Here is a 24263-nt window from a genome sequence, read left to right on the forward strand (position 1 = left end):
CCGGCCGGCGGGCGCCGTGACCGGCAAGCCCGCCACGGTGTCGGTGGTGATGCCGGCCAAGAATGCCGCCGCGCATATCGGCGAGGCGATCGCCAGCGTATTGCTGCAGGGGCACGGCGTCGAAGACCTGATCGTGATCGATGATGGCTCGACCGACGCCACGCGGGTGATCGTGGGCGGCTTTGACGACCCCCGGGTGCGGCTGCTGAGCAATCCTGGCCGCGGCGTTTCGAGCGCGCGCAACCACGGCGCCAGTGCGGCCGGCGGCGATTGGCTGATGTTTCTCGACAGCGACGACCGGCTGCGTCCGGGCGCGATCGCCACGTTGTTGCAGGCGGCGAATGCCGCGCAACGCGCCGTGGCGATCTATGGCGATTACGACCGTATCGACGGCAACGGCGCGCCGATCGGCCGGCGGGGCTGGCTGCAGCGCCGCAGCAAGCCGTCGGGCGAGGTGTTGCAACGGCTTGCCGCCGGCAACTTCATCGTCAACGGCGGGGTGATGATCGTGCGCGCCGACGCGTTCGCGGCGGTCGGCGGTTTCGACGCGGCGCTGAAATACTGCGAGGATTGGCATTGCTGGTGCCGGCTCGCCGCGCTCGGCGAATTCCAGGCGGTGAAGCATCAGCTGCTGGATTACCGCGTCCACGGCGACAGCACCATGAGCCCGTCGATCCGCTCGCCGGCGGACTTTCTGCCGGCGGTGGATCGGGTGTTTGGCGACGCGATCATCCTCGCCAAGCTGCCGCCAGCTTCGATGTCCGGGTTGCGCCGCGCCGCAGAGATTCACATGATGACTTATGCGGCGACCCAAGCGGTCCGGTTCGGCCGTTATCGCCAGGCCGGGCGCTATGCGCTCGCCGCGATCCGCCGCTCGCCGCGTGCCACGCCGGCGGTGGCCCTGCGATTAGGCCTCGCCTGGCTGCGCATTTGAAGCGGCGATGACCGCGGCGCCAAACCGTTGACGCGGCAGGCTCAGCGATATTCTTCGTACAACACGTTGAATTCCGCGGCGAGCCGGCCGACGCCGCGGGCCGCCACCTTCAGGCTGCCGATCATCGCGCAACGGCCGCGTAGCAGCGCGAACGGTGCCAGCGCAACGCCGTAGCCGAACAACCCGGCGCCCTTGACCCAGCGCAGCACGGCATCGCGCGGGCCGCGCGCCGCCACCCGGTCGGTCCGGGTGTTGTCGGAGCCGATCCGGAACGCCCGCAGCAGCAACCAGGACACCGTCATCCGCGATTTCGGCGTGGTTTCGAACACCTCGGCGCGGTCCGCCCAGGCGAATGAGCGTCCGTCGCGGGCGCAGCGCTTGAAGAAATCCAGGTCGCTGCCGCCGGTGAAGGCGAAGGCGTGGGAGAACGGCTCGTCGAGATAGTGTTCGAGCGTGGCGCGGCGGATCAGCATGTTGCCGGCGCCGTAGATCATCGGCACCGGGCCGGTCGGATAGCGCTGCGGCGCGTAGAGTTGGCCGCGCGCCAGCCAATGCGCGGGATCGTCGAACACCGGGAACACCGGGCCGCCGACGATGTCGACCTGGTATTGCACGGCGACAGCGATCATCTCGGTCAGCCAGCCTGGCGACGGATATTCGTCGTCGTCGAGCACTGCGACATAATCGGTGCCCGGGGTGCGGCAGGCGGCGGCAAAACCGGTGTTGTAGGCGTAGGTGTGACCGCGGCGCGGTTCCACGAGGCATGCGATCGGAAACGGGAACCCCGGGGCGATCTCGTGCACCACCGCCTCGCCGGCGCGACGCTCGCCGTCATTATCGACCACGGTGATGCTGAGCGGCCCCTGGTAGTCCAGCGCGGCAAGATGCGACAGCAACTTCCGCAAGCCGTCGGGACGACGGAACGTCGGAATGCAAAGGCTCACCGCGGGTCGGACGGGGGGCGTCATCTGCGGGCTCGACAGTTGGGAGACATGGCCGAAAGATAGGTTGCGCGTCGTGGTCGGTCAAAACCATCCTGAGAGTGCAGTTAATACAACTTGTTGCCGTCGCGATGCGGCGCCGCGTGCGCCGCTGCGGTCAGGTAGCCGGCGGCCGGCGCAGCATGCGGCGCACCAGCGCCTTGGCCTTCGGGTGGCGGGCGGCGAAGGCGCGCAGCCGGCGCTTCGCCGTCACTTCAGCGGTGATCAGCAGGCCGGCCGGCGAGAGCGCCTGACGGATTTCGTACAGCCGGCGCTGATCGCCGCCGAACCGGGTTTTGTATTGCAGCGCGCCGACGCTGAGATCGAAGTTGTGAAAGCCCTCGCGGTCGGCCCATTCGCAGCATTTCACCATCGCGACCAGCCCGGGCGACAGTTTGCGCCACCGCTCCTCCGTGGTCATCGAAGGCACCACCACCGTCAGCGCATTGCGATGCACGAGCGAATAGACCACGGCGATCGGCTCAGCATCGGAGGACAGCACGAACACCCGGACCGAGCCGTCCGCCAGCCCATCCTGCGCGAGTTGCCGGTAGAACGCGATGAATCCGCGGTCGTCGAGCAGGTCATGGCGTCCCAGCGCGTGGGACCGAACCAGCCGATGCGCGACCATCAGGTCGAGCGCTTGCTGCAGCGCGGCTGCGGTGTCTGCCAATTCCAGTTGGATGTTGCCCCAGTTCTCCGGCTTTCGGCACAGCCGGTTGGCCTTTCGCACCACCGAATAACTCTGCAGATCCACCAAGTGGGCGCCATCCGCCGCGCGCATCCGCAAGGTCGTCGCAAAGTCGTTGGTCGGCCGTGCCGACGGCAGCTTGGCGAGCGGATTGGGATAGCCGAAGATCTCAGCGGGGATCTTCTCGATCGAGAGCGCGCCGACCGGCTTCAGCGCGCCGCAAATCTCGCGCCAAAGCTCGTCAAACTCCACCGCGCTGAATTCAAGGCCGGGACGGATCAACGGGGCGAAATAGTCGCACAGCCCGAGATCGAGCGCCTCGATGACCGACACGCCGTGGCGGCGGGTCCGCATCAGCGACGCGACCAGCACGATCGCGCCGCAGCTGGTGTCGCGCACCCCGACCAGGATCGGTTCCACCGCTCGCTGCGGCACGATGTTGGCGAGCAGCGCCTGGATGTAGGACAGGCGCTGGAACGCCGTGGCCGTCGCCGATTGCTCGAACGATTTCCAGGTGTGGCGAAACTCGGCGTTGCTGAAATCCGAATGCAGTTCCACCCTGAAACATGATCGGCGCTTGGCGCTCAGGGCAGGCAGCTTCGCCGGCGCTACGCTTGACCGATCGGCGGCCGGGGCGAAGAAAGTTCTGTTCATTGAGCCAACCTGCGCCCGGCGATGCGTTGTCCGGTGATAACCTTTTGCGACCTCGTCCGATACCGTTAGTATCGAGAAACAGCGCGGCTCAGGCAACGTAAAGACCTCATTAATATTAATTTGGGCGGACACGTCGGGTTCCGCTGATCCGCGGCCATCGCCGCGCCGCCATCGCGATGCTGCTTGCGGCACGTCGTCGCTGTCATGATCGGCGAAGCTGCCCGGGGGTGATCTTTAAGACGAATGCGGCATCGTTGATGGGCGCCGCGAGGCCCCTCGCTGCGAGCCGGCGGGGCTGGCAGGTCGAACGCCGCATTACAATGCTGTTTACCATTGCGCCATGTGATCGGCGTCTGGAAAGACATCTTTGATTTGATTTGATTGATTGTGTCCGAATATTTCCGTGCGGGTTCGACCAACACTAGGTAGTCGATATATTGCCAACAGGCTTTAGATGACCATGTTGTCCCATGCCAAAGCCCGGATTAACAATCGTCTCGCGCGGCTGGTGGGCACCACGCCGTTTCGTCTCCTCAACCAGAAGCCGATGGTCAGCTTCACCTTCGATGACGTGCCCAAGACTGCCGTCACGGTGGGAGCCGAGATTCTCAAGGAATACTCATCGCTAGGCACCTTCTACGTTGCGGGTAGTCTGCTCGACTCGCCGTCGCCGCTGTGGACCGCAGCCAGCGGCGACGACATCGTGGCGCTGCATCGCGACGGTCACGAGATCGGATGCCACACCTTCTCGCATCGACAGACCTGCGATCTCGACGCCGCGGCGATGGCGGCGGAGATCGAACGCAACGGCCGCTTCCTGCGCTCGCTCGACGACACCATCCGGATCGAGAATTTTGCCTATCCCTTCGGCGTCGCCGCCGTGCTGCGAAAGTCCCAGCTTGGCACCATGTTCCGGTCAAGTCGCGGCATCTTTCCCGGCGTCAACAGCGGCAAGGTGGATCTGCAATTTCTCTATGCGATACCGTTGATCAGTGGGCAGATCGATTGCGATGCGATCGATCGGACTTACGACGAAGCGCTGCGTTGCAACGGCTGGGTGGTGTTCTACGGCCACGACGTGGCGGCCTCGCCGAGCCCTTATGGCTGCTCGCCGCAGCTGCTGCGGCACGCACTCGAGGCCGCGTCGCGGCGGAACATCCAAGCGCTGACGATGTCGCAGGCGCTGAGCTCGGCCGGCGCATAAACGCTTTATTTGCCTTTCTGCGAAATACTGCGGTCGGCACATGGTTAATTTTGCGTTCTGTGGCAACGGCGACGCGTCCGGGGCCACATGCGATAGCGAGACTTTTGCATTGTCCGACGAGGCCACCGGCACAACGGAAGCAGGGATCAATGCTGGCATATGATCAGCCGATAGCTGCGCAGCCTTTGGCAAGACCACGGCCGCCGACGGCTGCGGGCTTTACCGTTGCCGATCTGGTCGAGCTGCTGTGGCGCCGCAAGGCGGCGATCGCGATGGCGGCGCTGATCGGCGGCTGCGTGGCGGTGATGGTCGGCAAGAGTCTGACGCCGCGCTATTTGGCGACGGCGCAGCTCTACGTCGATCCCCGCGAGTTGCAGCTGGTCGACCGCGAATTGACGCCGCGCGCGCAGGATGTCTCCGGGTTGGCGATGATGGTCGAAAGCCAGGCCCGACTGATCACCTCGAACAACGTGCTGCTGCCGGTGATCGACCAGCTTCGGCTCGAACAGGATCCGGAGTTCGGCGGGGCGTCCGACGGACTGATGAGCGCGTTGCTGGGCCTCGCCGGCTTCGGCAGCAAACCGTCGGTCGATGCGAACGCCGTCAAGATGGCGGTGTTGGAGATTCTCAACCGACACATCGCCGTGAAGCGCGCCGACCGCAGCTTCATCGTCGACATCGACGTCTGGTCGCGCGACCCGGCCAAGGCAGCCCTGCTCGCCAACACGATTTCCGCCGCCTATCTCGCCGAGTCCCGGCAGTCGCAAGCGGCGGCCGCGCGTCGCGCCACCACCGACCTTTCCGGCCGGCTGAAGGAACTGCAGGCCAGGCTGCGCAGCGCGGAAAACGCATTGGCGGTCTACAAGGCGCAGAACAATTTCGTCGGCACCCAGGACACCCTGGTCAGCGACCAGCAGCTGTCGGCGAGCACCCAGCGGCTCGCGGCGGCGCGCGCCCAGACGCTCGACGCCCAAGCCCGTTACGACCAGATGGAGAGCAGCCGGCGCGCCGCCGCGGATGCCGGCGCCATTCCGGAGGCGCTGCAATCCCCCACCATCGCCAGCCTGCGGTCGCAATATGCCGAGACCCGGCGGCGCTACGCCGAATTGGTCGGCGAATTGGGGCCCCGGCATCCGGCGCTGAAGAACATGGAAAAGCAGGTCGAGGACCTGCGGCGAACCATCACCGAAGAAGTCAGCCGCTTCGCGCAGTCGGCCAAGAACGATCTCACCCGTGCCCGCGACTATGAGGCGTCGTTGACCAAGGCGCTCGAAGAGCAGAAGCGCCAGAGCGTCGATCTCAGCCAGGCCTCGGTCCGGCTGCGCGAACTGGAACGCGACGTCGAGGCCAGCGGCAGCGTCTATCAGTCGTTCCTGAAACGCTCGCGGGAAACCGAGGAGCAGGAAAGCCTGAATACCTCGAGTGCGCGGATCATCGGCGAGGCGAATCCGCCGCAGCGCCGGATATTCCCGCCGGCCATGAGCATGCTGGCGATGCTCGGCTTCGCGCTCGGCGGGTTCGCGGCTGCGGCCGGGACCCTTGTGCTCGAACGGCTGCGACAGCCGCAAGCGGTGCCGCCGAGCTCGCCCGGGGTGCCGGAGGCGAGCCCGCCATCGTCACCGTCGAAGCCTGCCGCGACCGCTCAGCCGGCGGTCAAGCTGGCGCCGGTGTTGCGGGAAAAGCCGCTGATCGCCCGCCTGCAACCGAGCGATGTGTTGCTGACGCTGAATGGAATTTTGTCCGGCGCCGACACCGCCGACGTCACCAGCATCGGCTGGCCGACGCTCCGCGCCGGGCTTGCGATGACGCCGTTCCTGGACGCGATGCGTCAGCTCCGCGCCGCCGCGCTGCGACGTTCCGGAGGAGTGGTGCCGGTTATTGCGGTGATCGGACCGCCGAGCGGAGAGGATCGGGCGATTACTACGCTCAACATCGCACTGGCCGCCGCGCGCGACGGCGCCAAGGTGCTGCTGGTCGATGCCGATCCATTGCAGCACGTCTTGTCCGACAAATTCGCCGCGATGCGTAAGGACGACAGCGGCAGCGGTCGCTGGCCTCGCTTCGCCGAACGGACGACGCCGCCGATCGTGACCGTCAACGGCATCAGCATCGTGACGCTGCCGAAATCAGCGGACGCCAAGCCGAACGCCACGGCGAGCGCCAAGAGAATTCGCAACGCGATCACGCAAGCCCGCGCCGGGCAAGGCTACGATCTCGTCATCCTCGACGGACCGACGTTGCCCGGGAGCGAGCTGCATCGCGAGCTGTTGGCGCCTGACGACGACATCGTCGTGGTGCTGCCGGCCGCCTCGGATATCAATCGCTGCATGGATGACGTGATCGCGGCATTGGACGGAGCGGAACACGCCATCATCGGCGTCGTGCTCAATGAACTTCCGTCGACCGACGACAAGCACCAGCAGCAGATCCGGCAATCCGCCTGATCGACCGCCCGGGTGTGGAACAGGCTAAAAGACCGAGTAACAAATTCGCTCGCAGTCGCTGCAAAATTTCCCGGCTAATTTGCTACTTTCGCTTAACCCTTTCCGTTGAATGCCGTGGAGCGCCGACGGGGTCGTTGCTAGAGTTCGCGAGCATTTCCGGTTGAGACATGGGAGGGGCGTCCATGTGTAGGGGCCGATTGTGAGAACACAGATGTCAAAACAGCCCGACTCCGACAATCGATGGATTGAAGATGCGGTTGCTTTGGAGCAGCGCGCACCCGACCGCCGTGAGGCCGCCTTCGATGCGACTCGCGCCGCCGCGGCGATCGAGCGGCGACTGGCCGGCGACCGCCGAAAGAACCGTTTCCGGAATTGGCGCCGCATCAACGTCGGCGGCTTGCCCGTTGCGGTGGTGGACACCCAGGAGTCCGCCAAGGCGATTGTCGACGAGGCGCTGGAACGGCGCGGCCTTTGGCGATATCCCGCCTATATCACCTCCACCAACGGCGAAGTGACGTCGCGCGTCGCGTTCGATGAGCAAGAGCGCTCGTTGTTCCTGGAGGCGGATGCGATTCACGCCGACGGCATGCCGCATGTGTTCGCTTCACGCATGAAGTGCGAGGTTGCGCTTCCGGAACGCGTCGCCACCACCGATCTGTTCTTCGACGTCGCAGCCGAAGCTTGTAGTCGCGGTGCGACGATGTTTCTGCTCGGCGCCACCGAAGTCGCGAACAACCTCGCCGTGGAGCGCATCCGCGCGCAGTTTCCGGGGATCAAGCTGGTCGGACATCGCCACGGCTTCTTTGCCGACGAGCAGGAAGAAATCGCGGCCTGCGCCGAGATCGCGGCGCTGCAGCCGGATATTCTTTGGGTCTCGATGGGGGTGCCGCGCGAGCAGATGTTCGTGGTCCGACACCGCAGCCGATTGACCTCGGTGGGGGTGATCAAGACCTCGGGGGGATTGTTCGATTTCCTGTCGGGCTTGAAGCCGCGGGCTCCGCAATGGATGCAGGCGATCGGGCTGGAATGGCTGTGGCGGGCGGCGCTCGAGCCGAAGCGGCTCGGCTGGCGCTACCTCAAGACCAACCCGATGGCGCTGTATTTGCTGCTGACCAAATCGAAGTAGCAATTCCAAACGACGCGTCCCGAAGCTCAGTCGAACCCCAGATAGGCCGATTTCACTTTGGGGTCCGACAGCAGATCCGCGGCCGGCCCGCTATGCACGATCCGTCCGGTCTCGATCACATAGCCGCGGTCGGCGATGTCCAGCGCGGCCGCGGCATTCTGCTCGACCAATAGCACGGTGATGCCGTCGCGGCGCAGCGCCACCACCGCTGCGAGGATCTGATCGACCAATAGCGGCGACAGCCCGAGCGACGGCTCGTCGAGCAGCAACAGTTTCGGCTTGCCCATCAGCGCGCGGCCGATCGCCAGCATCTGCTGTTGACCGCCGGATAGTCCGCCGGCGGCGTGGTGCCGCTTGTCCTTCAGCACGGGAAACATCGTAAAGATCCGCTCGCGGTCGTACTCGATCTCGGCGTCGCGGCGCAGATAGCCGCCGAGCCGCAGATTGTCCTGCACGCTGAGCGGGCCGAACACCTGGCGGCCTTCCGGCGATTGCAGAATGCCGCGGGCAACGCGCTGGTGCGGTGGCAATCTGTCGATGCGCTCGCCGAGAAACCGGATCTCGCCGCCGGACACCGGCTGCACCCCGCTCAATGCGCGCAGCAGCGTGGTCTTGCCGGCGCCGTTGGAGCCGATCAGCGCCACCACTTCGCCGGCGCGCACGCTGATGTCGATGCCGTGCAGCACCGCGATGCGGCCGTAGCCGGAGTGTAGGGCTGCGACCTCAAGCACGCGCGGCCTCCCGCGCGCCGTGCTTGCCGAGATAGGCTTCCAGCACCGCCGGATTGTCGCGCACCTCCTGCGGATTGCCCTCGATCAACGGCCGGCCTTGCACCAGCACCAGGATGCGATGCGAGATCTTCATCACCAGTTTCATGTCGTGCTCGACCAGCACCACCGCGATGCCTTGCGCGGCGACGCGGCAGATCAATTTGTCGATCTCCTCGGTCTCCACCGCGTTGCAGCCGGCGGCGGGCTCGTCGAGCAGCAGCACCCGCGGCTCGGCCGCGAGTGCGCGCGCGATCTCCAGCCGCTTGCAGGCGCCATAGGACAATGAGCCGGCGAGCACGTCGGCGCTGTCGCGCAATCCGACTTGATCGAGAAAGCCCAACGCGGCCTCGCGCGTCGTCCGGTTCTGCCGCGTCACCGAGGGCAAACGCAACAGGTCGGCGAACAGGTTGCAGCGCTCCTGCAGATGGCGGCCGACCATGACGTTCTCGGCCGCGGTCATGCGCTGGAAGATCTGCAGGTTCTGGAAGGTGCGCGACAGCCCGCGCGCCGCCAGTGCGTCGGGCGCCAAGTCGGTGACGTCGCGCCCATCGAGTTCGACGCGGCCGTGGCTTGGCCGATACATCCCGGAAATCACGTTGAACAGCGTGGTCTTGCCGGCACCGTTCGGGCCGATGATGGAAAAGATCTGGCCCGCTGCAACCGCGAAGCCGACGCCATCAATCGCCTTGACGCCGCCGAACGAGATGCCGATGTCGCTGGCCCTGAGGATCGTCATTCGCGTGTCCTCGTCAACAGCTTCCACGCCATCGGCACCATGCCGTCGCGCATGAAGATCATCGACAGGATGATGATCGCCCCGAGCATCAGGTTCTCGTAGTCCTGAAACACGGTGAGCATCTGCGGCAGCACGATCAGCACCGCGGCGCCGACGATCGAGCCCACCACGGAGCCCAGCCCGCCCAGCACCACCATGGTGACGAGTTCGACAGAATGCAGGAAGCCGGCCTGATCCGGATTGATGAAGCCGTTCATCATCGCCAAAGCCGAGCCGGCGATCGAGCCGTAGACGGCGGCGATGACGAAGGCCTGCAGCTTGAAGCGGTTGACGTCGACGCCGGTGACGCGGGCGGCGATCTCGCTGTCGTGCAGCGCGCGAAACGCCCGGCCGGTCGGGGTGTCGTCGAGATTGAGCGCAATCCATGTGCCGATCAGCAGCAGCCCGCCCGTGATCCAATACCAGGTGGCCGAGCCCGAGGCGCGCCAGCCGAACAGCGACAGCTTGGCCACCGCCATGCCGTCCGGGCCGCCGGTCCATTGGCTTTCGGTGGTGATCACCATCGCCACCAGCACGCCGAAGCCGAGCGTGGCGATGGCGAGGTAGTGCCCCTTCAGCCGCAGGATCGGCCGGCCGACCAGAAACGCCAACAGCGCCGACAGCGCCGCGCCGATCAGAAGTGCCGCCAGCGACGGCAGGCCGAACTGCGCCGGCAGAATCGCCACCGCATAGGCGCCGATGCCGAAGAAGCCGGCATGGCCGAGGCTGACTTGGCCGGCCTTGCCCATCAGGATATTCAACCCGATCGCGGCGAACGCCGAGACCCACACCAATGCGGCGACGCGCAGATAATAGCTCGAGGGAAACGCCAGCGGCAGCAGCGCGATCACCGCGGCGAGAACGATCAGGATGACATAGCGGTGATTGAGCTGGGCCATCATTCAGACCCGGTCGACGCCGCGGCGGCCGAACAGGCCCTGCGGCGCGGCGAACAGCACGCCGAGAATGACCAGGAAGGCGAAAGCGTCTTTGTAGGTCGAGCTGAGATAGCCGGCGCCGAAGGCCTCCAACAGGCCGAGCAGCAGGCCGCCGGCGACCGCGCCGAGCGGATTGCCCATGCCGCCGAGCATCGCCGCGGCAAAGCCCTTCAGCGCCAACAACGTGCCGACGTCGTAGCTGGTCAGCGTGATCGGGGTAATCAAAATGCCGGCGATGGCGCCGATTGCCGCCGAGCCGCCGAACGCCAGCGCCATGACCGTGGAAGTGTTGATGCCGACCAGCTTGGCGGCGAGCCGGTTGGCGGCGGTCGCCACCACCGCCTTGCCGAGCAGCGTGCGTTCCATGAACAAATACAGCAGCAGCACGATCACCGCGGTGCCGCCGAGCACCCAGAAGCTTTGCGGCTGCACCGCGGCGCCGAACAGGCCGACCGGCGCGTCGCCGGAGAACGACGGCAATTTATGGAACTGCTTGTCGAACACGATCTGCGCCGCGCCGCGCAGCAGGATCGAGGCGCCGATGGTGATGATGATCAGCGACACCGCGGAAGCGCCGCGCGCCGGCGCGATCGCGCACCAATACAGCAACAGCCCGACCGCCACGGCAACGCCGATCGCGATCAAGGCAGCGAGCGGCAGCGGCACGCCTGCGGCCGAGGCGAACACCGTCACCATGCCGCCCAGCATCACGAACTCGCCTTGCGCGAAATTCACCACGTCGGAGGCGTTGTAGATCAGCGTGAAGCCGAGCGCGACCAGCGCATAGACCGCGCCGACCGTCAGTCCGGACACCAAGAATTGCAGGAATTCAGCCATGATGCCCGGGGGTCATTCCAAGTCGATGAGTGGTGTTGCCTACTTACAAAACGCGCCGTCATTCCGGGGCAGGAGCCGCGCCAGCGGCGAGTGACCCCGGAATCCATAACCCCTGTGCTCGAGTTTGCGAGCTGTTTCGGCCATGCGGGCCAAACGCCAAGGCGGGGAGTATGGATTCCGGGTTCGCTCGCCCTTCGGGCTCGCGCCCCGGAATGACGGTGTTAGATCAGTGCGCAATTAATGCCGCCTCAGCTCCCCGACGGCAGCAGCGTCCAGTCGCCGCTCTTCACCTCCAACATGCGGAACGCGGAGAGGTCGAGGCCGAGGTGATCGGTTGGCGACATGGTGACGATGCCGCCGGTGCCGACGAAGCCTTTGGTCTTCTCGATCTCGTCGCGGATCTTCTTCGGGTCGGTGGAATTCGCCCGCTTCATCGCCTCGACCAAAATGAACAGCCCGTCATAGCCGTGGCCGCCGAAGGTCGAGACCGGCTGTTTGGTGCTGTCCTCATAGGTCTTCTTGTAGTCGACCACGACCTTCTTCTGCGGATCGCCGTCCGGCAGCTTGTCGCCGACCAACAGCGCCGCGGCGGGCAGCCGCACGCCTTCGGCCGCAGGACCGGCGAGGTCGATGAAGCTCTTCGAGGCGACACCATGGCTCTGGTACAGCGGCGTCGACGATAGGCCGAGCTGCGCGTAGTTGCGGGTGACGATCGCCGGGCCCTGGCCGAAGCCCGGATTGACCACCGCCTGGATGCCGGCGGTGCCCTTGATCTTGGTGAGCTGGGCGGTCATGTCGCTGTCGCGCGGGCCGTAGGTTTCCTCGGTGACGATCTGCACGCCATAGGTTGGCGCCACCTTGACGCATTGCGCGCGCATCGAGGAGCCGAAGCCGTCGGTGCCGGAGATCAGCGCCGCCTTGGTGAAGCCGCGCTGCTTGATGTTTTCAAAGATCTTCTCGCAGGCCATCTTGTCGGTGTGCGGCGTCTTGAACACGTATTTGCGCACCGGCTCGATGATTTCGATGGCGCCGGCCAGCGAGATGAACGGGATCTGCGCCTCTTCGAACACCGGGATCATCGCCATGGTGGTGCCGGTGGTGGAGCCGCCGACCATCGCCACCACCTTGTCGTCCTCGATCAGCCGTGTCGCAAAGGTGCGCGCCTTGTTGGCGTCGCCGCCGTCGTCATAGACCACCAGCTCGATCTTCTTGCCGGCGACGCCGCCGGCGGCGTTGATCTTGTCGACATAGAGCTTCAGCGTCTTGTCCTCGGGGTCGCCGAGGAACGACGCCGGTCCGGTCACCGACAGCACCGAGCCGACCTTGACGGTTGCCTGCGCGAAAGCCGAAGGGACGATGGCAAAGCCGGAGACGGCGACCGCTGCGAGCAGCCGGGTGATGTGTCGGCGCGTGGAATGCAAAGGCGTCAAACGCACTGATTGCGTCATGTCCAATTCCCTCCCTGTGTGGCTGCTCAGATTCTTTGAACGAGCTTGGCCGGCAAAACTGACGCATCTTATACGGCGCCGCGAGCGCCGATCGCACGTCATGCTTTCGGCTAGCAATATAATTGACCGGACGGTTGGTCAATAGTAACGTGCTCCTGCAAACGGCGAGCAAGTAATAAGCCGACGCGGAGTTCAAGGGTGGAAACAGATCTGGTCCTGACGGATATCCGTGACGGATATCGCGTCCTCACGCTCAATCGCCCCGACCGTCTCAACGCCTTCAACGCCGATCTGCACGCGGCGCTGATCGCTGCGTTGGATGACGCGGAGGCCGATACCAGTTGTCGCGCGCTGATCCTGACTGGGGCGGGGCGCGGCTTCTGCGCCGGGCAGGATCTCGCCGACGTCGCAGCAGAGCCGGGCGAACTGCCCGACCTCGCGATCCCGATCGCCCGATACTACAATCCGCTGGTGCGCAAGCTGCGCGCGCTGCCGCTGCCGGTGATCGCTGCGGTCAACGGCGTCGCCGCCGGCGCCGGCGCCAACATCGCATTTTCCTGCGACATCGTGCTGGCGGCGAAGTCGGCGAAATTCATCCAGGCCTTCGCCAAGCTCGGCCTGGTGCCGGATAGCGGCGGCAGCTGGTTTCTGCCGCGCCTGGTCGGCGCCGCACGGGCCCGCGCGCTGGCGCTGTTGGCGGAGCCGGTGGCCGCCGAGCAGGCGGAAGCCTGGGGCATGATCTGGAAAGCGGTCGACGACGCGGGATTGCTCGCCGAGGCGCATCGGCTGGCGGCGCATTTCGCCACCCAGCCGACCACGGGGCTGGCGCTGATCAAGCAGGCGCTCGATGCATCCGAGAGCAACAGCCTCGATCAGCAGCTCGATCTCGAATGCGATCTGCAAGGCCAGGCCGGCCGCACCGCGGACTACAGCGAAGCCGTCGCGGCGTTCTTCGACAAGCGGCCGCCGCACTTCATCGGGAGACCATGATGCACGCACGCAAAGAATCCATCGACCGGCTCGATCCGCAGGTGCTCGCGGAAGCCTGCGCCGACGCCATGCAGCGCGACGACCGCGCCACCAAGACGCTCGGCATCGCGGTGGTGCGCGTCGGCCCCGGCGAGGCGGTGCTGACCATGACGGTGCGCGACGAGATGGCCAACGGCCACGGCATCTGCCACGGCGGCTTCATCTTCACGCTGGCGGATTCCGCCTTCGCCTATGCGTGCAACAGCTATGGCCAGCGCACCGTGGCGCAGCAATGCGCGGTGACGTTCCTGCAGCCGGTGCGTGTTGGTGCGCGGCTGGTCGCTCACGCCTTCGAGCGCTCCAAGGCGGGGCGCGGCGGCATCTACGACGTCACGGTGCGGGACGCCGACAACGTCGCAGTCGCCGAGTTTCGCGGCCATTCGCGCACCGTCGCCGGCGACCTGTTGGCGCCCGACACCGACACCCCGCAACAGTGATAGGCCGTCATGGTTGAAATTCCTCTGCGCAAACTAAGTCAGCTCGCTCCCGAACCAGCCACGCTCGATCACTACGAGCGCGCCTCGCTGGACGAGCTGCGCGCCTGGCAGCTCACGCAACTACGCTGGTCGCTGCGCCACGCCTACGCCAACGTGCCGCATTATCGCAAGAAATTCGACGCCGCCGGCGTGCATCCCGACGATCTGACCTCGCTCGATGATCTGGCGAAATTTCCGTTCACCACCAAGGCCGATCTGCGCGACAACTATCCCTACGGCATGTTCGCAGTGCCGGAGCACGAGGTGGCGCGGGTGCACGCCTCGTCGGGCACCACCGGCAAGCCGACCGTGGTCGGCTACACCAAGGGCGACATCGAGATCTGGGCCGACGTGGTGGCGCGCTCGATCCGCGCCGCTGGCGGCCGCCCCGGCATGAAGCTGCACAACGCCTATGGCTACGGCCTGTTCACCGGCGGGCTCGGCGCGCATTACGGCGCCGAGAAGCTCGGCTGCATGGTGATCCCGGTGTCCGGCGGCATGACCGAGCGGCAGGTGCAGCTGATCACCGACTTCAAGCCCGACATCATCATGGTGACGCCGTCCTACATGCTGGCGATCCTCGACGAATTCCGCCGCCAGGGGATCGACCCGCGCAAGTCCTCGCTGAAAGTCGGCATCTTCGGCGCCGAGCCTTGGACCAACGCGATGCGCGAGGAAATCGAGCAGACCTTCGATCTGCACGCCGTTGATATCTACGGCCTGTCCGAAGTGATCGGGCCGGGCGTCGCCTCGGAATGCGTGGAGACCAAGGACGGGCTGCACGTCTGGGAAGACCATTTCTATCCCGAGATCATCGATCCCGATTCCGGGAAAGTGTTGCCGGACGGCGAGCAGGGCGAGCTGGTGTTCACCTCGCTGACCAAGCAGGCGATGCCGGTGGTGCGCTATCGCACCCGCGACCTGACGCGGCTATTGCCCGGCACCGCGCGGTCGATGCGGCGGATGGAGAAAGTCACCGGCCGCACCGACGACATGATCATCCTGCGCGGCGTCAATCTGTTTCCCAGCCAGATCGAGGAGAAGCTGCTGACCATCGCGGCGCTGTCGATGCACTATCAGCTGGTGCTGACCCGGACGGGCCGGATGGACGAGCTCGAGGTTCACGTCGAGGCGCGGCCGGATGCGGCGGCGAGCGAGCTGCGCGAGGCCGCAGCCAATCGGCTCGAGCTGGCGATCAAACACACCATCGGCATCACCACGCGGGTGATCATCCGCGATCCCGACAGCATCGAACGCTCGGCCGGCAAGGCCAAGCGCATCGTCGACCGTCGGCCGTCGGCCTAGCAGGGCGCCATGGCACGCCCCCGCGCCACCAATTACGACGACAAGCGCCGCGCGATCCTTGAGCGCTCCGCGGAGCTGTTCTCGGAATACGGCTACGACCGCGCCTCGATGAACAAGATCGCCGAGGCTTGCGGCGTCTCCAAGGCCAACCTCTATCACTACTACAAGGACAAGGACGAACTGTTGTTCGACGTGATCCGCTCGCATCTCGAAGCGTTGCTCGCGGTGGTCAAGGCGGCGCAGCGGCCGGAGCTTCCCCCCGACGACCAATTGCGCGAGCTGGTGGCGGCGCTGCTCGAGGCCTATCGCGACGCCGACGCCCAGCACAACGTCCAGATCTCCAGCTTGCGGTTTCTCTCGCCGCCGCGCCAGACCGCGCTGAAGAACGTCGAACGCGAATTGGTGCGAACCTTCTCCGATGCGGTCGCGGCGGTGGCGCCGCAGCTCAAGGGCACCGCGCTGTTGAAGCCGGTAACGATGTCGCTGTTCGGCATGGTGAACTGGCACTATCTCTGGTTCAGCGATGGGGGAGCGGTGAGCCGCGCCGACTATGCCGAGCTGGTGACGCGGCTGATCGCCGACGGCTCGCGCGATCTTTTGGCGCGCGCGCCGGCGCCGCCCACCAAACGCGCCGCGGAGCGGCGGCGATGACGATGTGGCCCAAGACGACGTGGCCCAAGCACAAAGTTGCGACTCCTCATCCTGAGAGTCTGACCGGAAATCCGGCCAATGCGATCGGGCACTTCGCTCAACACATGTCATGGCCGGGCTTGTCCCGGCCACCCACGGAAACAGGCAAGGCGTCGCTTGTGGGCGTGGATGGCCGGGACAAGCCCGGCCATGACGTGGAGAGGTTGGCGAACTTTCGATACGCAACCCGCGTGGAATGGGGTGGGATTTTCCGTCAGGCCCTGAGGAGCCCGGCGGAGCTCGCAGAGCGAGGTCGGGCGTCTCGAAGGATGAGGAGATGTTCCGCCTCATGGTTCGAGACGCGCGCCCGCCCGATCGGCGCGCTCCTCACCATGAGGTTCCGTCGTGAATCAAACTGCAGGACCATCCGATGAAACTTGAAAGCTTTGTGCAGGGCCAGTGGCGCGCCGGCCGCGACCGCATAGAGATCCGAAGCGCGGTGACCGGCAACGTGGTGGCTGAGGCGACGAGCGGCGGCCTCGATCTGCGCCAGGCGCTGGCCTATGGCCGCGACACCGGTGGCGCGCACCTGCGGCGGCTGAGCTTTCACCAGCGCGCCGAGCTGTTGAAAAAACTCGCGAGCTATCTCGGCGAGCGCAAGGAGCAGCTCTACAAGCTCTCCTTCGCCACCGGCGCCACCCGCGGCGACGCGCTGATCGACGTCGACGGCGGCATCGGCACGCTGCTGGTCTATGCCGGCAAGGGCCGTCGCGAATTGCCGAACGCCACATTCCTGCTCGACGGCGCGGTTGAACCGCTGTCGAAAGGCGGCAACTTCGCCGGCCGGCACATCGTCACGCCGCTGCGCGGCGTTGCGCTGCATATCAACGCCTTCAACTTCCCCTGCTGGGGGCTGCTGGAGAAACTGGCGCCGGCCTTGCTCGCCGGCGTGCCGGTGATCAGCAAGCCCGCCACGGTGACGGCTTACGTCGCGCACGCGCTGGCACGGATGATCGCGGAGTCACAAATCCTGCCTGAGGGCGCGCTGCAATTCCTGGTCGGCTCGACCGACGACCTGTTCGAGCATCTGACCTGCCAGGACGTGGTGTCGTTTACCGGATCGGCCGCGACCTCGCAGGCCCTGCAGCGCCATCCGGTGATCGCGCGCGAGGCGGTGCGCTTCATTGCCGAACGGGATTCACTGAACGCCGCCATCCTGGCGCCGGATGCCGCGCCCGGCACGCCGGAGTTCGATCTGTTCGTCAAGGAAGTGGCGAAAGAGATGACGGTGAAGGCCGGACAGAAATGCACCGCGATCCGCCGCGCGCTGCTGCCCGCCGCGCATCTCGACGCCGCGATCGCCGCGCTGCGCACGCGGCTCGCCTCTGTGACGATCGGAAATCCGGAGCTGGACAATGTGCGGATGGGGCCGCTGGTCGGGCTCGATCAGCGCCGCGACGTGCTGGCGCATGTCGCCACGCTCCGCCAAGAGGCCGAGCTGGTCGCGGGCGACCCCGACAATTTCGAGATCGAGGGCGCCGATGCCCGCCGCGACGCGTTCCTGCCGCCGTTGTTGTTGCATTGCGCCGACCCGGCGCGGGCCACCGCGGTGCACGAGGTGGAAGCGTTCGGCCCGGTCTGCACGCTGATGCCCTATGGCGATCTCGCCGAAGCGATCACGCTGACCAATCGCGGCGGCGGCAGCCTGGTCGCCTCGGTCTATACGCATGACGCCGACACCGCGGCCGAACTGGTGTTCGGCGTCGGCGCCTTCCACGGCCGGCTGGTGCTGATCGATCGCGACTGCGGCAAAGAACAGACCGGCCACGGCTCGCCGATGCCGCAACTGCTGCATGGCGGCCCCGGCCGCGCCGGCGGCGGCGAGGAACTCGGCGGCCTGCGCAGTCTCGCGCATTACATGCAGCGCACCGCGTTGCAGGGCTCGCCCGCGATGCTGAGCGCGATCACCGGCAGCTGGTCGAAGGGCGCGCCGCTCGTCCTGGAGCGGCACCCGTTCCGTTATCATTTCGAAGATCTGGCGATCGGCCAGAGCTTTTCCTCCAAGGAACGCGTGGTGACGCTGGAGGACATCGAGCACTTCGCGCATTTCACCGGCGACACTTTCTATGCCCATATGGACGAGGAGGCGACCGCAGGCCATCCGTTCTTCCCCGGCCGCGTCGCCCACGGCTATCTCTTGTTGTCGTTCGCCGCCGGGCTGTTCGTCGATCCCGATCCCGGCCCGGTGCTGGCGAATTACGGCCTGGATAGCTTGCGCTTCCTGAAGCCTGTGGTGCCCGGCGAGGCGATCAAGGTGCGGCTCACTGCGAAAGAGAAGTCGCCGCGCAACGCGCAATATGGCGAGGTGCGCTGGGACGTCGAGATCACCACCGGCGCGGGCGATACCGCCGCGACCTATGAACTGCTGACCATGAACGCGATGCGCGCTGATTGATGTCGACGGGCGATTCCGGCTAAGCTGTTCGACAATCAACAACGACAGCGGAGGAAGCGATGATTCTCGTCACGGTGATGTATCCGGCCGGAGCGGAGTCGACATTCGACGTGGACTATTATCTGCAAAAGCACATTCCGCTGCTCAAGGAGCGCTGGTCGGCGCACGGCCTGCGCCACGTCCAGGTGCTGCGCGGCATCGGCAAGCCCGACGGCATCGCGCCGGACTATCAGATGATGGCGCTGTTGACCTTCGAATCGCTCGACGCCTTCAAGGCCGCCGGCAAGGCCCACGGCCGCGAGATCTTCGCCGACATTCCGCACTTCACCAACAGCCAGCCGTCGCTGCAGATCAACGACGTGCTGCAATAGTTGATGGGGCCTGCTCCATAGAAGGTCGTCATTCCGGGGCGCGAGCAGCGAAGCTGCGAGTGAGCCCGGAATCCATAACCCCTGCAGGGAGTATGGATTCCGGACTTGCTCGTTCTGACGAACTCGCAATCCGGAATGACGGCCGCGTTATTGGTCGAGCGCCTCAACTGATCGGGAGCTCACACGCCCGCCCCTCACACCGCGTCGTAATCGATCACCACGCGGTCCGACACCGGATGCGCCTGGCAGGTCAGCACGAAGCCGGCGTCCAGCTCCCACGGCTCCAACGAATAGTTGACGTCCATCCGGGTCTCACCCTCGACCACCTTGGCGCGGCAGGTCGAGCACATGCCGCCCTTGCAGGCGTAGGGCAGGTCGATGCCGGCGCGCAGCGCGGCGTCGAGAATCGCTTCGCCTGCGGCCACCGGCACTTCCTTGCGCTTGCCGTCGATGATCAGTGCGGCGATCGCCGCCGGCGGCGCTTGCGGCGCGATCACCGGGGTCGGCCGCGGCTTGCCGCCGGAGCCCGCGACGAAGCGCTCGACATGGACGCGATCGGCCGGCACGCCGAGTTCGGCACAGGTGGCGGCGATCTCCTCACTCATCGCGGTCGGGCCGCAGATGAACACGTGATCGATCGCCTGCGCCGGCAGCATCGCGCGTAGTAGCAGCGTCACCCTGTCGCGATCGAGCCGGCCGTGCAGGATCGGCAGATCCTGCTCCTCCTGCGAGAGCACGTGAAACACCGCCAGCCGCGCCATGAAACGGTCTTTGAGATCCTGCAGCGCCTGGCGGAACAGGATGTTGGAGGTGGTGCGATTGCCGTAGAACAGGAAGAACCGGCTGTTCGGCTCGCGCGCCAGGATGCCGCGGATGATCGAGATCAGCGGCGTGATGCCGGAGCCCGCCGCGAAGCCGACATGGACGCGGGATTCGCCCGGCGCGTGCGCCACCCCGAACCGGCCGCTCGGCGTCATCACCTCGATCTGGTCGCCGGATTTCAGCTGCTCCAGCGCCCAGCCCGAAAACGCCCCACCATTGACCTTCTTCACCGCGATGCGCAATTCGCGATCGTCGGGACCCGAGCAGATCGAGTAGGAACGGCGCAGTTCCTCGCCATCGAGCGTGGTGCGCAGCGTCAGATATTGCCCCGGCGCGAAGGTGTAGTCCGCGGCGATCTCGTCGGGGATCGTAAAGCTCATCGACACCGCGTCTTGGGTTTCGCGGCGCAGCTCGGCAATGGCGAGGCGATGGAATTTCGGGGTGTGGGATGTCATCGGCTATCTGCCTCTAGTGACACTTGAAGTAATCGAACGGTTCGCGACAATCCAGGCAGCGCCACAGCGCCTTGCACGAGGTCGAGCCGAATTCCGACAGCACGGTCGTCGCGATCGAGCCGCATTGCGGGCAGGCGACCTGTTGTTCGCCGAACAGCGCGCGGCGACCGCCGCCCGATAGCGGCGGCGCGATGCCGTAGTCACGCAGCTTGCGGCGGCCAGCGTCGCTCATCCAGTCGGTGGTCCAGGCCGGCGACAGCACGGTGGTGATCTTGGCGCCGGCGATGCCCTCGCGGGCCAGTGCCAGTTCGATTTCTAGCGCGATCATGGTCATCGCCGGACAGCCCGAATAGGTCGGCGTGATCGACACCTCGATCCGGTCGCCGCTCACCGTGACGTCGCGCAGCACCCCGAGATCCTCGATGGTCAACACCGGAATCTCCGGATCGACCACATTGGCGGCAGCGGCCCAGGCGCGTTGCCGCAGCGTGCCGAGCTCGCCGGCCGCGCTCACCACGTGGCACCCGGGAAGCTGCGCTGCAGCGATTGCAATTCGCTGAGCAGATGGCCGAGATGTTCGCTGTGATGGCCGGCGCGGCCTCCTTTCTGCATCCAGCTTGAACTCGGCTGCTGCAGCGTCGCGCGCGCCAGCACGCTCGCAACGGTCTCGCTCCAGCCGGCGCGCAGGCGCTCCGGATCGATCGCGATGCCGTCGGCGATCAGCGCGGCGTCGCCGTCGTCGACTTGAAACATTTCCCCGGTGAAGGCCCACAATTCGTCGACCGCGGCCTGCGCGCGGCGATGGCTTTCTTCAGTGCCGTCGCCGAGCCGGATCACCCATTCGGAGGCATGGCGCAGGTGGTAGGCGCTCTCCTTCTCGGATTTGGCGGCGATCGCCGCAAGCGTCGGATCGCTCGAGCCCATCATCGCCCGCCAATACGAATCGGCGAACGCCGAGTAGAACAACTGTCGCAGCATGGTGCGGGCGAAATCGCCGTTCGGCTGCTCGACCAGCAGTAGGTTCCGATATTGCCGGACGTCGCGCAGATAGGCCAGGCTGTCCTCGGTGTTCGCCGCACCTTCGACCTCGGCGGCGTAGTTGAAGAGCTCGCGGGCCTGGCCGATCAGGTCGAGCCCGATATTGGCCAGCGCCATGTCCTCTTCGAGCATCGGGGCGTGGCCGCACCACTCCGACAAACGATGGCCGAGCACCAACGCGTCGTCGCCGCGCCGCAGCGCGTAGTTGACCAGCGGAGTCTCGGCGATTGCGATCGATGCGGTGGCCATGGAATTCGCTCCAAACTCGCTTCGAATGCGTCATCCTGAATCGCCCGACCGAAATGGGAGCGGGCCGATCAGGCACTTAACTCACCACGTCATGGCCGGGCTCGTCCCGGCCATCCACGCCCACAAGCGACGCCGTTGCTGTTTCCGTGGATGGCCGGGACAAGCCCGGCCATGACGGAGAGAGGCCGCCCATTCTCGATAGGCCCTTTGCGTAGCAGGGCGACACCGATCTCACCTTATGGCGCGAGACGTGACGCAGCTCCTCACCACGAGGAAGCGCTTACATATGCCCGACTTCCTCCGGCACTTCGTAGAACGTCGGGTGGCGATAGATTTTGCTTTCCGCCGGCTCGAACATCATGCCGGCCTCGGTGGGGTCCGAGGCGGTGATGGCGTTCGACGGCACCACCCAGATCGACAGCCCTTCGCCGCGCCGCGTATAGACGTCGCGCGCCGCCTGCAGCGCCAACGTAGCGTCGGCGGCGTGCAGCGATCCGGCGTGCTTGTGGGCGAGCCCGTTGCGGCTGCGGATGAACACTTCCCAGAGCTGACTGTTCGGCTCGCTCATGCTCGGCTCCTGCTGATAGACTAGGCCGCGACTGCGTTATCGGACGCGCGTCGCGCGCGCTGTTTGTCGGCATAGGCCTGCGCGGCCTCGCGCACCCAGGCGCCGTCGTCATGGGCCTTGCGGCGCGCCGCCATCCGATCGCGGTTGCAAGGGCCGTTGCCGGCCAGCACCTCGGCGAATTCCTGCCAGTCGATCGCGCCAAAGTCCCAATGCTGCGTGGCTTCGTTGAAGCGCAGATCGGGGTCGGGCATCGTCAGCCCGAGATAGCGCGCCTGCGGCACCGTGGCATCGACGAATTTCTGCCGCAGCTCGTCGTTGGAGAAGCGCTTGATCTTCCAGCGGGTGGATTGATCGCCGTGCTGGCTCTGCTGATCCGGCGGGCCGAACATCATCAGGCACGGCCACCACCAGCGGTTCAGCGCGTCCTGCGCCATGGCTTTTTGCTCTTCGCTGCCGCGCGACAGCGTCACCATGATCTCGTAACCCTGGCGCTGGTGAAAGGATTCTTCCTTGCACACCCGGATCATCGCCCGCGCATAGGGGCCGTAGGAGCAGCGGCACAGCGGGATCTGGTTCATGATCGCCGCGCCATCGACCAGCCAGCCGATCGCGCCGATGTCGGCCCAGGTCAGCGTCGGATAGTTGAAGATCGAGGAATATTTCGCCTTGCCGCTGAGCAGCTGCTCCACGAGCTCCTCGCGCGAAGAGCCCAGCGTTTCAGCCGCGGCATATAAGTAAAGCCCATGGCCGCATTCGTCCTGCACCTTGGCGAGCAATGCGGCCTTGCGGCGCAGCGTCGGCGCGCGGGTGATCCAATTGCCTTCCGGCAACATGCCGACGATTTCGGAATGCGCGTGCTGCGAGATCTGCCGGGTCAGCGTCTTGCGATAGGCCGCGGGCATCCAGTCGTTCGGCTCGATGCGCTGCTCGTCGGCGATGCGCGCTTCGAACCGCGCCGATTTGTCGGCGTCTTCCAGGTGACGCTCGTCGCTCTGCGGCGCATTGAGAGCCTGGGTGTACATGGCGCTCGTCTCCCTGGGATCTTGTTACCTGCAATATATAACAGAAAATTGCTTATGCAAGTCATTCCTGTAACATAATGCAGGGCCGCTAGGGGAACCGTTGCGCCAATTCGCGGCCCGGCGGCGGCAACGGGCCGGAGGCACTTTCGCCAAAGCTATCAAGCCATTGCTCGGAGGCCGGCAGCAGCGCGCGATAGATTTTCCCGCAAAACGCCCGGGCCTGCGGCGCCGGCCAATCGCCCGGCAACAACGCTTCCGGCAGCAACGGGTCGCGCAGCAGGACGCGGCGGTAGTGATGGATCAGCAGGATCCGCGCCAGCATCGCATCCGCCGGCGCCAGCGCTTCGGCGCCAGCGACCCAGCCTTGCAACGGCGCGAAAATCTTGAGGAAATCGCGATACGAGGCGGCGATCTCTTGCAGCGGCCAACTCGCGCCGATCAGCCGCCCGCCCATCTCGCCGGCGGCTGTCGCCTCCAGCCGGATGGCGCCCGCGGCCAGCGCCGGCACCGCGGTCCCGCCCGGTGCCACCCACACCCCGGGCATCGGACTGCCGAAGCCGGCTTCACTTAAAGCTGCGCGCGCCGCGTCGCGGTCGGCGCCGTTGCCGATCAGCAGCAGTTCGAAGTGGCCTTGCGAGGGCGCCGGCTGCGGATTGTAAACGTGCTGCACCGCCAGATCGAACCGCTCGCGGCCGCTGGTTGCGAGCTTGTAGAAACTCTTGCGGCCGATCTTGTCACGCGCGAGCCAGCCATCCGCGGCGAGCCGCGATACCGCGGTGCGCACCACGCCGCCGTCGGTGCCGAGCAGTTCGAGAAACTGCAGCAACGTGCCGAGCCACAACGATCCGCCGCGCGGCAGGATCGCGTCGCCGTAAAAGGTGATGATCAGCGATCCGGTGCGGGAGGGTTCGCGCTTGAAGCGATTGATGATGCGGGAGAGCGGGTGAGCCATGGCGACAGCCGTAGCGGATTTTGCACCGCACGCCAATCGCGAAAGCTTCGCATGAGCGAAGCGCCGCATGTGGCGTGGTTGCGCGTGATA

The 24263-nt window shown here is 65.8% G+C and carries 23 protein-coding genes; 10 read left to right on the top strand and 13 right to left on the bottom strand.

What is annotated here, in order from left to right:
- Positions 1–16 precede the first annotated feature (16 nt).
- Positions 17–934, top strand: a complete 918-nt coding sequence (locus RPC_RS03365) for a glycosyltransferase (RefSeq protein ID WP_415914793.1) — start codon at positions 17–19, stop codon at positions 932–934.
- Positions 935–975: 41 nt separating this feature from the next.
- Here the strand turns inward: RPC_RS03365 and RPC_RS03370 are convergent, their stop codons facing one another.
- Together RPC_RS03370 and RPC_RS03375 are read right to left on the bottom strand one after the other, a co-directional pair.
- Positions 976–1902: a glycosyltransferase family 2 protein gene (locus tag RPC_RS03370; protein ID WP_011471151.1), complete on the bottom strand. Its 927-nt coding sequence runs from the start codon at positions 1900–1902 to the stop codon at positions 976–978.
- Between the two features lie 130 nt (positions 1903–2032).
- Positions 2033–3163 carry a GNAT family N-acetyltransferase gene (locus RPC_RS03375; RefSeq protein ID WP_041801345.1) on the bottom strand — a complete coding sequence of 377 codons (1131 nt, stop codon included), beginning with the start codon at positions 3161–3163 and terminating at the stop codon, positions 2033–2035.
- A 550-nt stretch (positions 3164–3713) separates the two neighbouring features.
- Between RPC_RS03375 and RPC_RS03380 the strand changes: the two genes are divergently transcribed.
- The 3 genes from RPC_RS03380 (at position 3714) to RPC_RS03390 (ending at position 8033) form a co-directional block, all read left to right on the top strand.
- Positions 3714–4463 carry a polysaccharide deacetylase family protein gene (locus tag RPC_RS03380; protein ID WP_011471153.1) on the top strand — a complete coding sequence of 250 codons (750 nt, stop codon included), beginning with the start codon at positions 3714–3716 and terminating at the stop codon, positions 4461–4463.
- A gap of 149 nt (positions 4464–4612) precedes the next feature.
- Positions 4613–6907 carry a GumC family protein gene (locus RPC_RS03385; RefSeq protein WP_011471154.1) on the top strand — a complete coding sequence of 765 codons (2295 nt, stop codon included), beginning with the start codon at positions 4613–4615 and terminating at the stop codon, positions 6905–6907.
- Positions 6908–7118: 211 nt separating this feature from the next.
- Positions 7119–8033 (top strand): WecB/TagA/CpsF family glycosyltransferase, encoded by a 915-nt coding sequence (locus RPC_RS03390; RefSeq protein WP_011471155.1) that lies wholly within the window; start codon positions 7119–7121, stop codon positions 8031–8033.
- A 26-nt stretch (positions 8034–8059) separates the two neighbouring features.
- Here RPC_RS03390 and RPC_RS03395 read toward each other — a convergent pair whose 3' ends face one another.
- The 5 genes from RPC_RS03395 to RPC_RS03415 form a co-directional block, all read right to left on the bottom strand.
- Complete coding sequence (locus tag RPC_RS03395; protein ID WP_011471156.1) at positions 8060–8764, bottom strand: ABC transporter ATP-binding protein; 705 nt, start codon at positions 8762–8764, stop codon at positions 8060–8062.
- Positions 8757–9539 (bottom strand): ABC transporter ATP-binding protein, encoded by a 783-nt coding sequence (locus tag RPC_RS03400; protein WP_011471157.1) that lies wholly within the window; start codon positions 9537–9539, stop codon positions 8757–8759. The genes RPC_RS03395 and RPC_RS03400 overlap by 8 nt, the downstream gene beginning before the upstream one ends.
- On the bottom strand, positions 9536–10480 hold the full coding sequence (locus RPC_RS03405) for a branched-chain amino acid ABC transporter permease (protein WP_011471158.1): 945 nt from the start codon (positions 10478–10480) through the stop codon (positions 9536–9538). Before RPC_RS03405 ends, RPC_RS03400 begins: the two co-directional genes overlap by 4 nt.
- The gene (locus RPC_RS03410; RefSeq protein ID WP_011471159.1) at positions 10481–11353 is read right to left on the bottom strand and encodes a branched-chain amino acid ABC transporter permease; all 873 of its coding nucleotides are present in this window, start codon (positions 11351–11353) and stop codon (positions 10481–10483) included.
- Positions 11354–11601: 248 nt separating this feature from the next.
- Entirely contained in the window at positions 11602–12801 is a 1200-nt protein-coding gene (locus RPC_RS03415; RefSeq protein WP_011471160.1) for an ABC transporter substrate-binding protein, read from the bottom strand.
- Between the two features lie 198 nt (positions 12802–12999).
- Here RPC_RS03415 and paaG point away from each other — a divergent pair, with 198 nt between their 5' ends.
- From paaG to RPC_RS03445, 6 genes are all read left to right on the top strand, one after another.
- Positions 13000–13791 carry a 2-(1,2-epoxy-1,2-dihydrophenyl)acetyl-CoA isomerase PaaG gene (paaG, locus tag RPC_RS03420; RefSeq protein ID WP_011471161.1) on the top strand — a complete coding sequence of 264 codons (792 nt, stop codon included), beginning with the start codon at positions 13000–13002 and terminating at the stop codon, positions 13789–13791.
- On the top strand, positions 13791–14267 hold the full coding sequence (gene paaI, locus RPC_RS03425) for a hydroxyphenylacetyl-CoA thioesterase PaaI (RefSeq protein WP_011471162.1): 477 nt from the start codon (positions 13791–13793) through the stop codon (positions 14265–14267). The genes paaG and paaI overlap by 1 nt, the downstream gene beginning before the upstream one ends.
- A 9-nt stretch (positions 14268–14276) precedes the next feature.
- Positions 14277–15611, top strand: coding sequence for a phenylacetate--CoA ligase PaaK (gene paaK, locus RPC_RS03430; protein ID WP_011471163.1), 1335 nt, complete (start codon positions 14277–14279; stop codon positions 15609–15611).
- 9 nt (positions 15612–15620) lie between these two features.
- Positions 15621–16262, top strand: a complete 642-nt coding sequence (locus RPC_RS03435; RefSeq protein ID WP_011471164.1) for a TetR/AcrR family transcriptional regulator — start codon at positions 15621–15623, stop codon at positions 16260–16262.
- Positions 16263–16671: 409 nt separating this feature from the next.
- Entirely contained in the window at positions 16672–18696 is a 2025-nt protein-coding gene (paaZ, locus tag RPC_RS03440; protein ID WP_011471165.1) for a phenylacetic acid degradation bifunctional protein PaaZ, read from the top strand.
- 59 nt (positions 18697–18755) lie between these two features.
- Complete coding sequence (locus RPC_RS03445; RefSeq protein ID WP_011471166.1) at positions 18756–19067, top strand: EthD family reductase; 312 nt, start codon at positions 18756–18758, stop codon at positions 19065–19067.
- Positions 19068–19261: 194 nt separating this feature from the next.
- On the opposite strand, the gene paaE is transcribed toward RPC_RS03445, so the two are convergent.
- The 6 genes from paaE to paaX form a co-directional block, all read right to left on the bottom strand.
- The gene (gene paaE, locus RPC_RS03450) at positions 19262–20344 is read right to left on the bottom strand and encodes a 1,2-phenylacetyl-CoA epoxidase subunit PaaE (protein ID WP_011471167.1); all 1083 of its coding nucleotides are present in this window, start codon (positions 20342–20344) and stop codon (positions 19262–19264) included.
- A gap of 13 nt (positions 20345–20357) precedes the next feature.
- Positions 20358–20861, bottom strand: a complete 504-nt coding sequence (gene paaD, locus RPC_RS03455; protein ID WP_011471168.1) for a 1,2-phenylacetyl-CoA epoxidase subunit PaaD — start codon at positions 20859–20861, stop codon at positions 20358–20360.
- Positions 20855–21631: a 1,2-phenylacetyl-CoA epoxidase subunit PaaC gene (gene paaC / locus RPC_RS03460; protein ID WP_011471169.1), complete on the bottom strand. Its 777-nt coding sequence runs from the start codon at positions 21629–21631 to the stop codon at positions 20855–20857. Before paaC ends, paaD begins: the two co-directional genes overlap by 7 nt.
- Positions 21632–21911: 280 nt before the next feature.
- Positions 21912–22199, bottom strand: coding sequence for a 1,2-phenylacetyl-CoA epoxidase subunit PaaB (paaB, locus tag RPC_RS03465; protein ID WP_011471170.1), 288 nt, complete (start codon positions 22197–22199; stop codon positions 21912–21914).
- Positions 22200–22219: 20 nt separating this feature from the next.
- Positions 22220–23221: a 1,2-phenylacetyl-CoA epoxidase subunit PaaA gene (paaA, locus tag RPC_RS03470; protein WP_011471171.1), complete on the bottom strand. Its 1002-nt coding sequence runs from the start codon at positions 23219–23221 to the stop codon at positions 22220–22222.
- A gap of 88 nt (positions 23222–23309) precedes the next feature.
- Positions 23310–24173, bottom strand: a complete 864-nt coding sequence (paaX, locus tag RPC_RS03475) for a phenylacetic acid degradation operon negative regulatory protein PaaX (RefSeq protein WP_011471172.1) — start codon at positions 24171–24173, stop codon at positions 23310–23312.
- Between the last annotated feature and the right edge of the window lie 90 nt (positions 24174–24263).

The sequence above is a fragment of the Rhodopseudomonas palustris BisB18 genome (assembly GCF_000013745.1).
In the GTDB taxonomy this organism is placed as follows: Bacteria; Pseudomonadota; Alphaproteobacteria; order Rhizobiales; family Xanthobacteraceae; genus Rhodopseudomonas_A; species Rhodopseudomonas_A palustris_F.

Coding starts and splice junctions, on each gene's coding strand:
- paaK (WP_011471163.1), top strand. CDS start 14,277: ATGGTTGAAATTCCTCTGCGCAAACTAAGTCAGCTCGCTCCCGAACCA.
- RPC_RS03370 (WP_011471151.1), bottom strand. CDS start 1,902: ATGACGCCCCCCGTCCGACCCGCGGTGAGCCTTTGCATTCCGACGTTC.
- RPC_RS03445 (WP_011471166.1), top strand. CDS start 18,756: ATGATTCTCGTCACGGTGATGTATCCGGCCGGAGCGGAGTCGACATTC.
- paaE (WP_011471167.1), bottom strand. CDS start 20,344: ATGACATCCCACACCCCGAAATTCCATCGCCTCGCCATTGCCGAGCTG.
- RPC_RS03400 (WP_011471157.1), bottom strand. CDS start 9,539: ATGACGATCCTCAGGGCCAGCGACATCGGCATCTCGTTCGGCGGCGTC.
- paaC (WP_011471169.1), bottom strand. CDS start 21,631: ATGGCCACCGCATCGATCGCAATCGCCGAGACTCCGCTGGTCAACTAC.
- paaX (WP_011471172.1), bottom strand. CDS start 24,173: ATGGCTCACCCGCTCTCCCGCATCATCAATCGCTTCAAGCGCGAACCC.
- RPC_RS03415 (WP_011471160.1), bottom strand. CDS start 12,801: ATGACGCAATCAGTGCGTTTGACGCCTTTGCATTCCACGCGCCGACAC.
- paaB (WP_011471170.1), bottom strand. CDS start 22,199: ATGAGCGAGCCGAACAGTCAGCTCTGGGAAGTGTTCATCCGCAGCCGC.
- RPC_RS03405 (WP_011471158.1), bottom strand. CDS start 10,480: ATGATGGCCCAGCTCAATCACCGCTATGTCATCCTGATCGTTCTCGCC.
- RPC_RS03410 (WP_011471159.1), bottom strand. CDS start 11,353: ATGGCTGAATTCCTGCAATTCTTGGTGTCCGGACTGACGGTCGGCGCG.
- RPC_RS03435 (WP_011471164.1), top strand. CDS start 15,621: ATGGCACGCCCCCGCGCCACCAATTACGACGACAAGCGCCGCGCGATC.
- RPC_RS03390 (WP_011471155.1), top strand. CDS start 7,119: ATGTCAAAACAGCCCGACTCCGACAATCGATGGATTGAAGATGCGGTT.
- paaA (WP_011471171.1), bottom strand. CDS start 23,221: ATGTACACCCAGGCTCTCAATGCGCCGCAGAGCGACGAGCGTCACCTG.
- RPC_RS03380 (WP_011471153.1), top strand. CDS start 3,714: ATGACCATGTTGTCCCATGCCAAAGCCCGGATTAACAATCGTCTCGCG.
- paaZ (WP_011471165.1), top strand. CDS start 16,672: ATGAAACTTGAAAGCTTTGTGCAGGGCCAGTGGCGCGCCGGCCGCGAC.
- paaI (WP_011471162.1), top strand. CDS start 13,791: ATGCACGCACGCAAAGAATCCATCGACCGGCTCGATCCGCAGGTGCTC.
- RPC_RS03385 (WP_011471154.1), top strand. CDS start 4,613: ATGCTGGCATATGATCAGCCGATAGCTGCGCAGCCTTTGGCAAGACCA.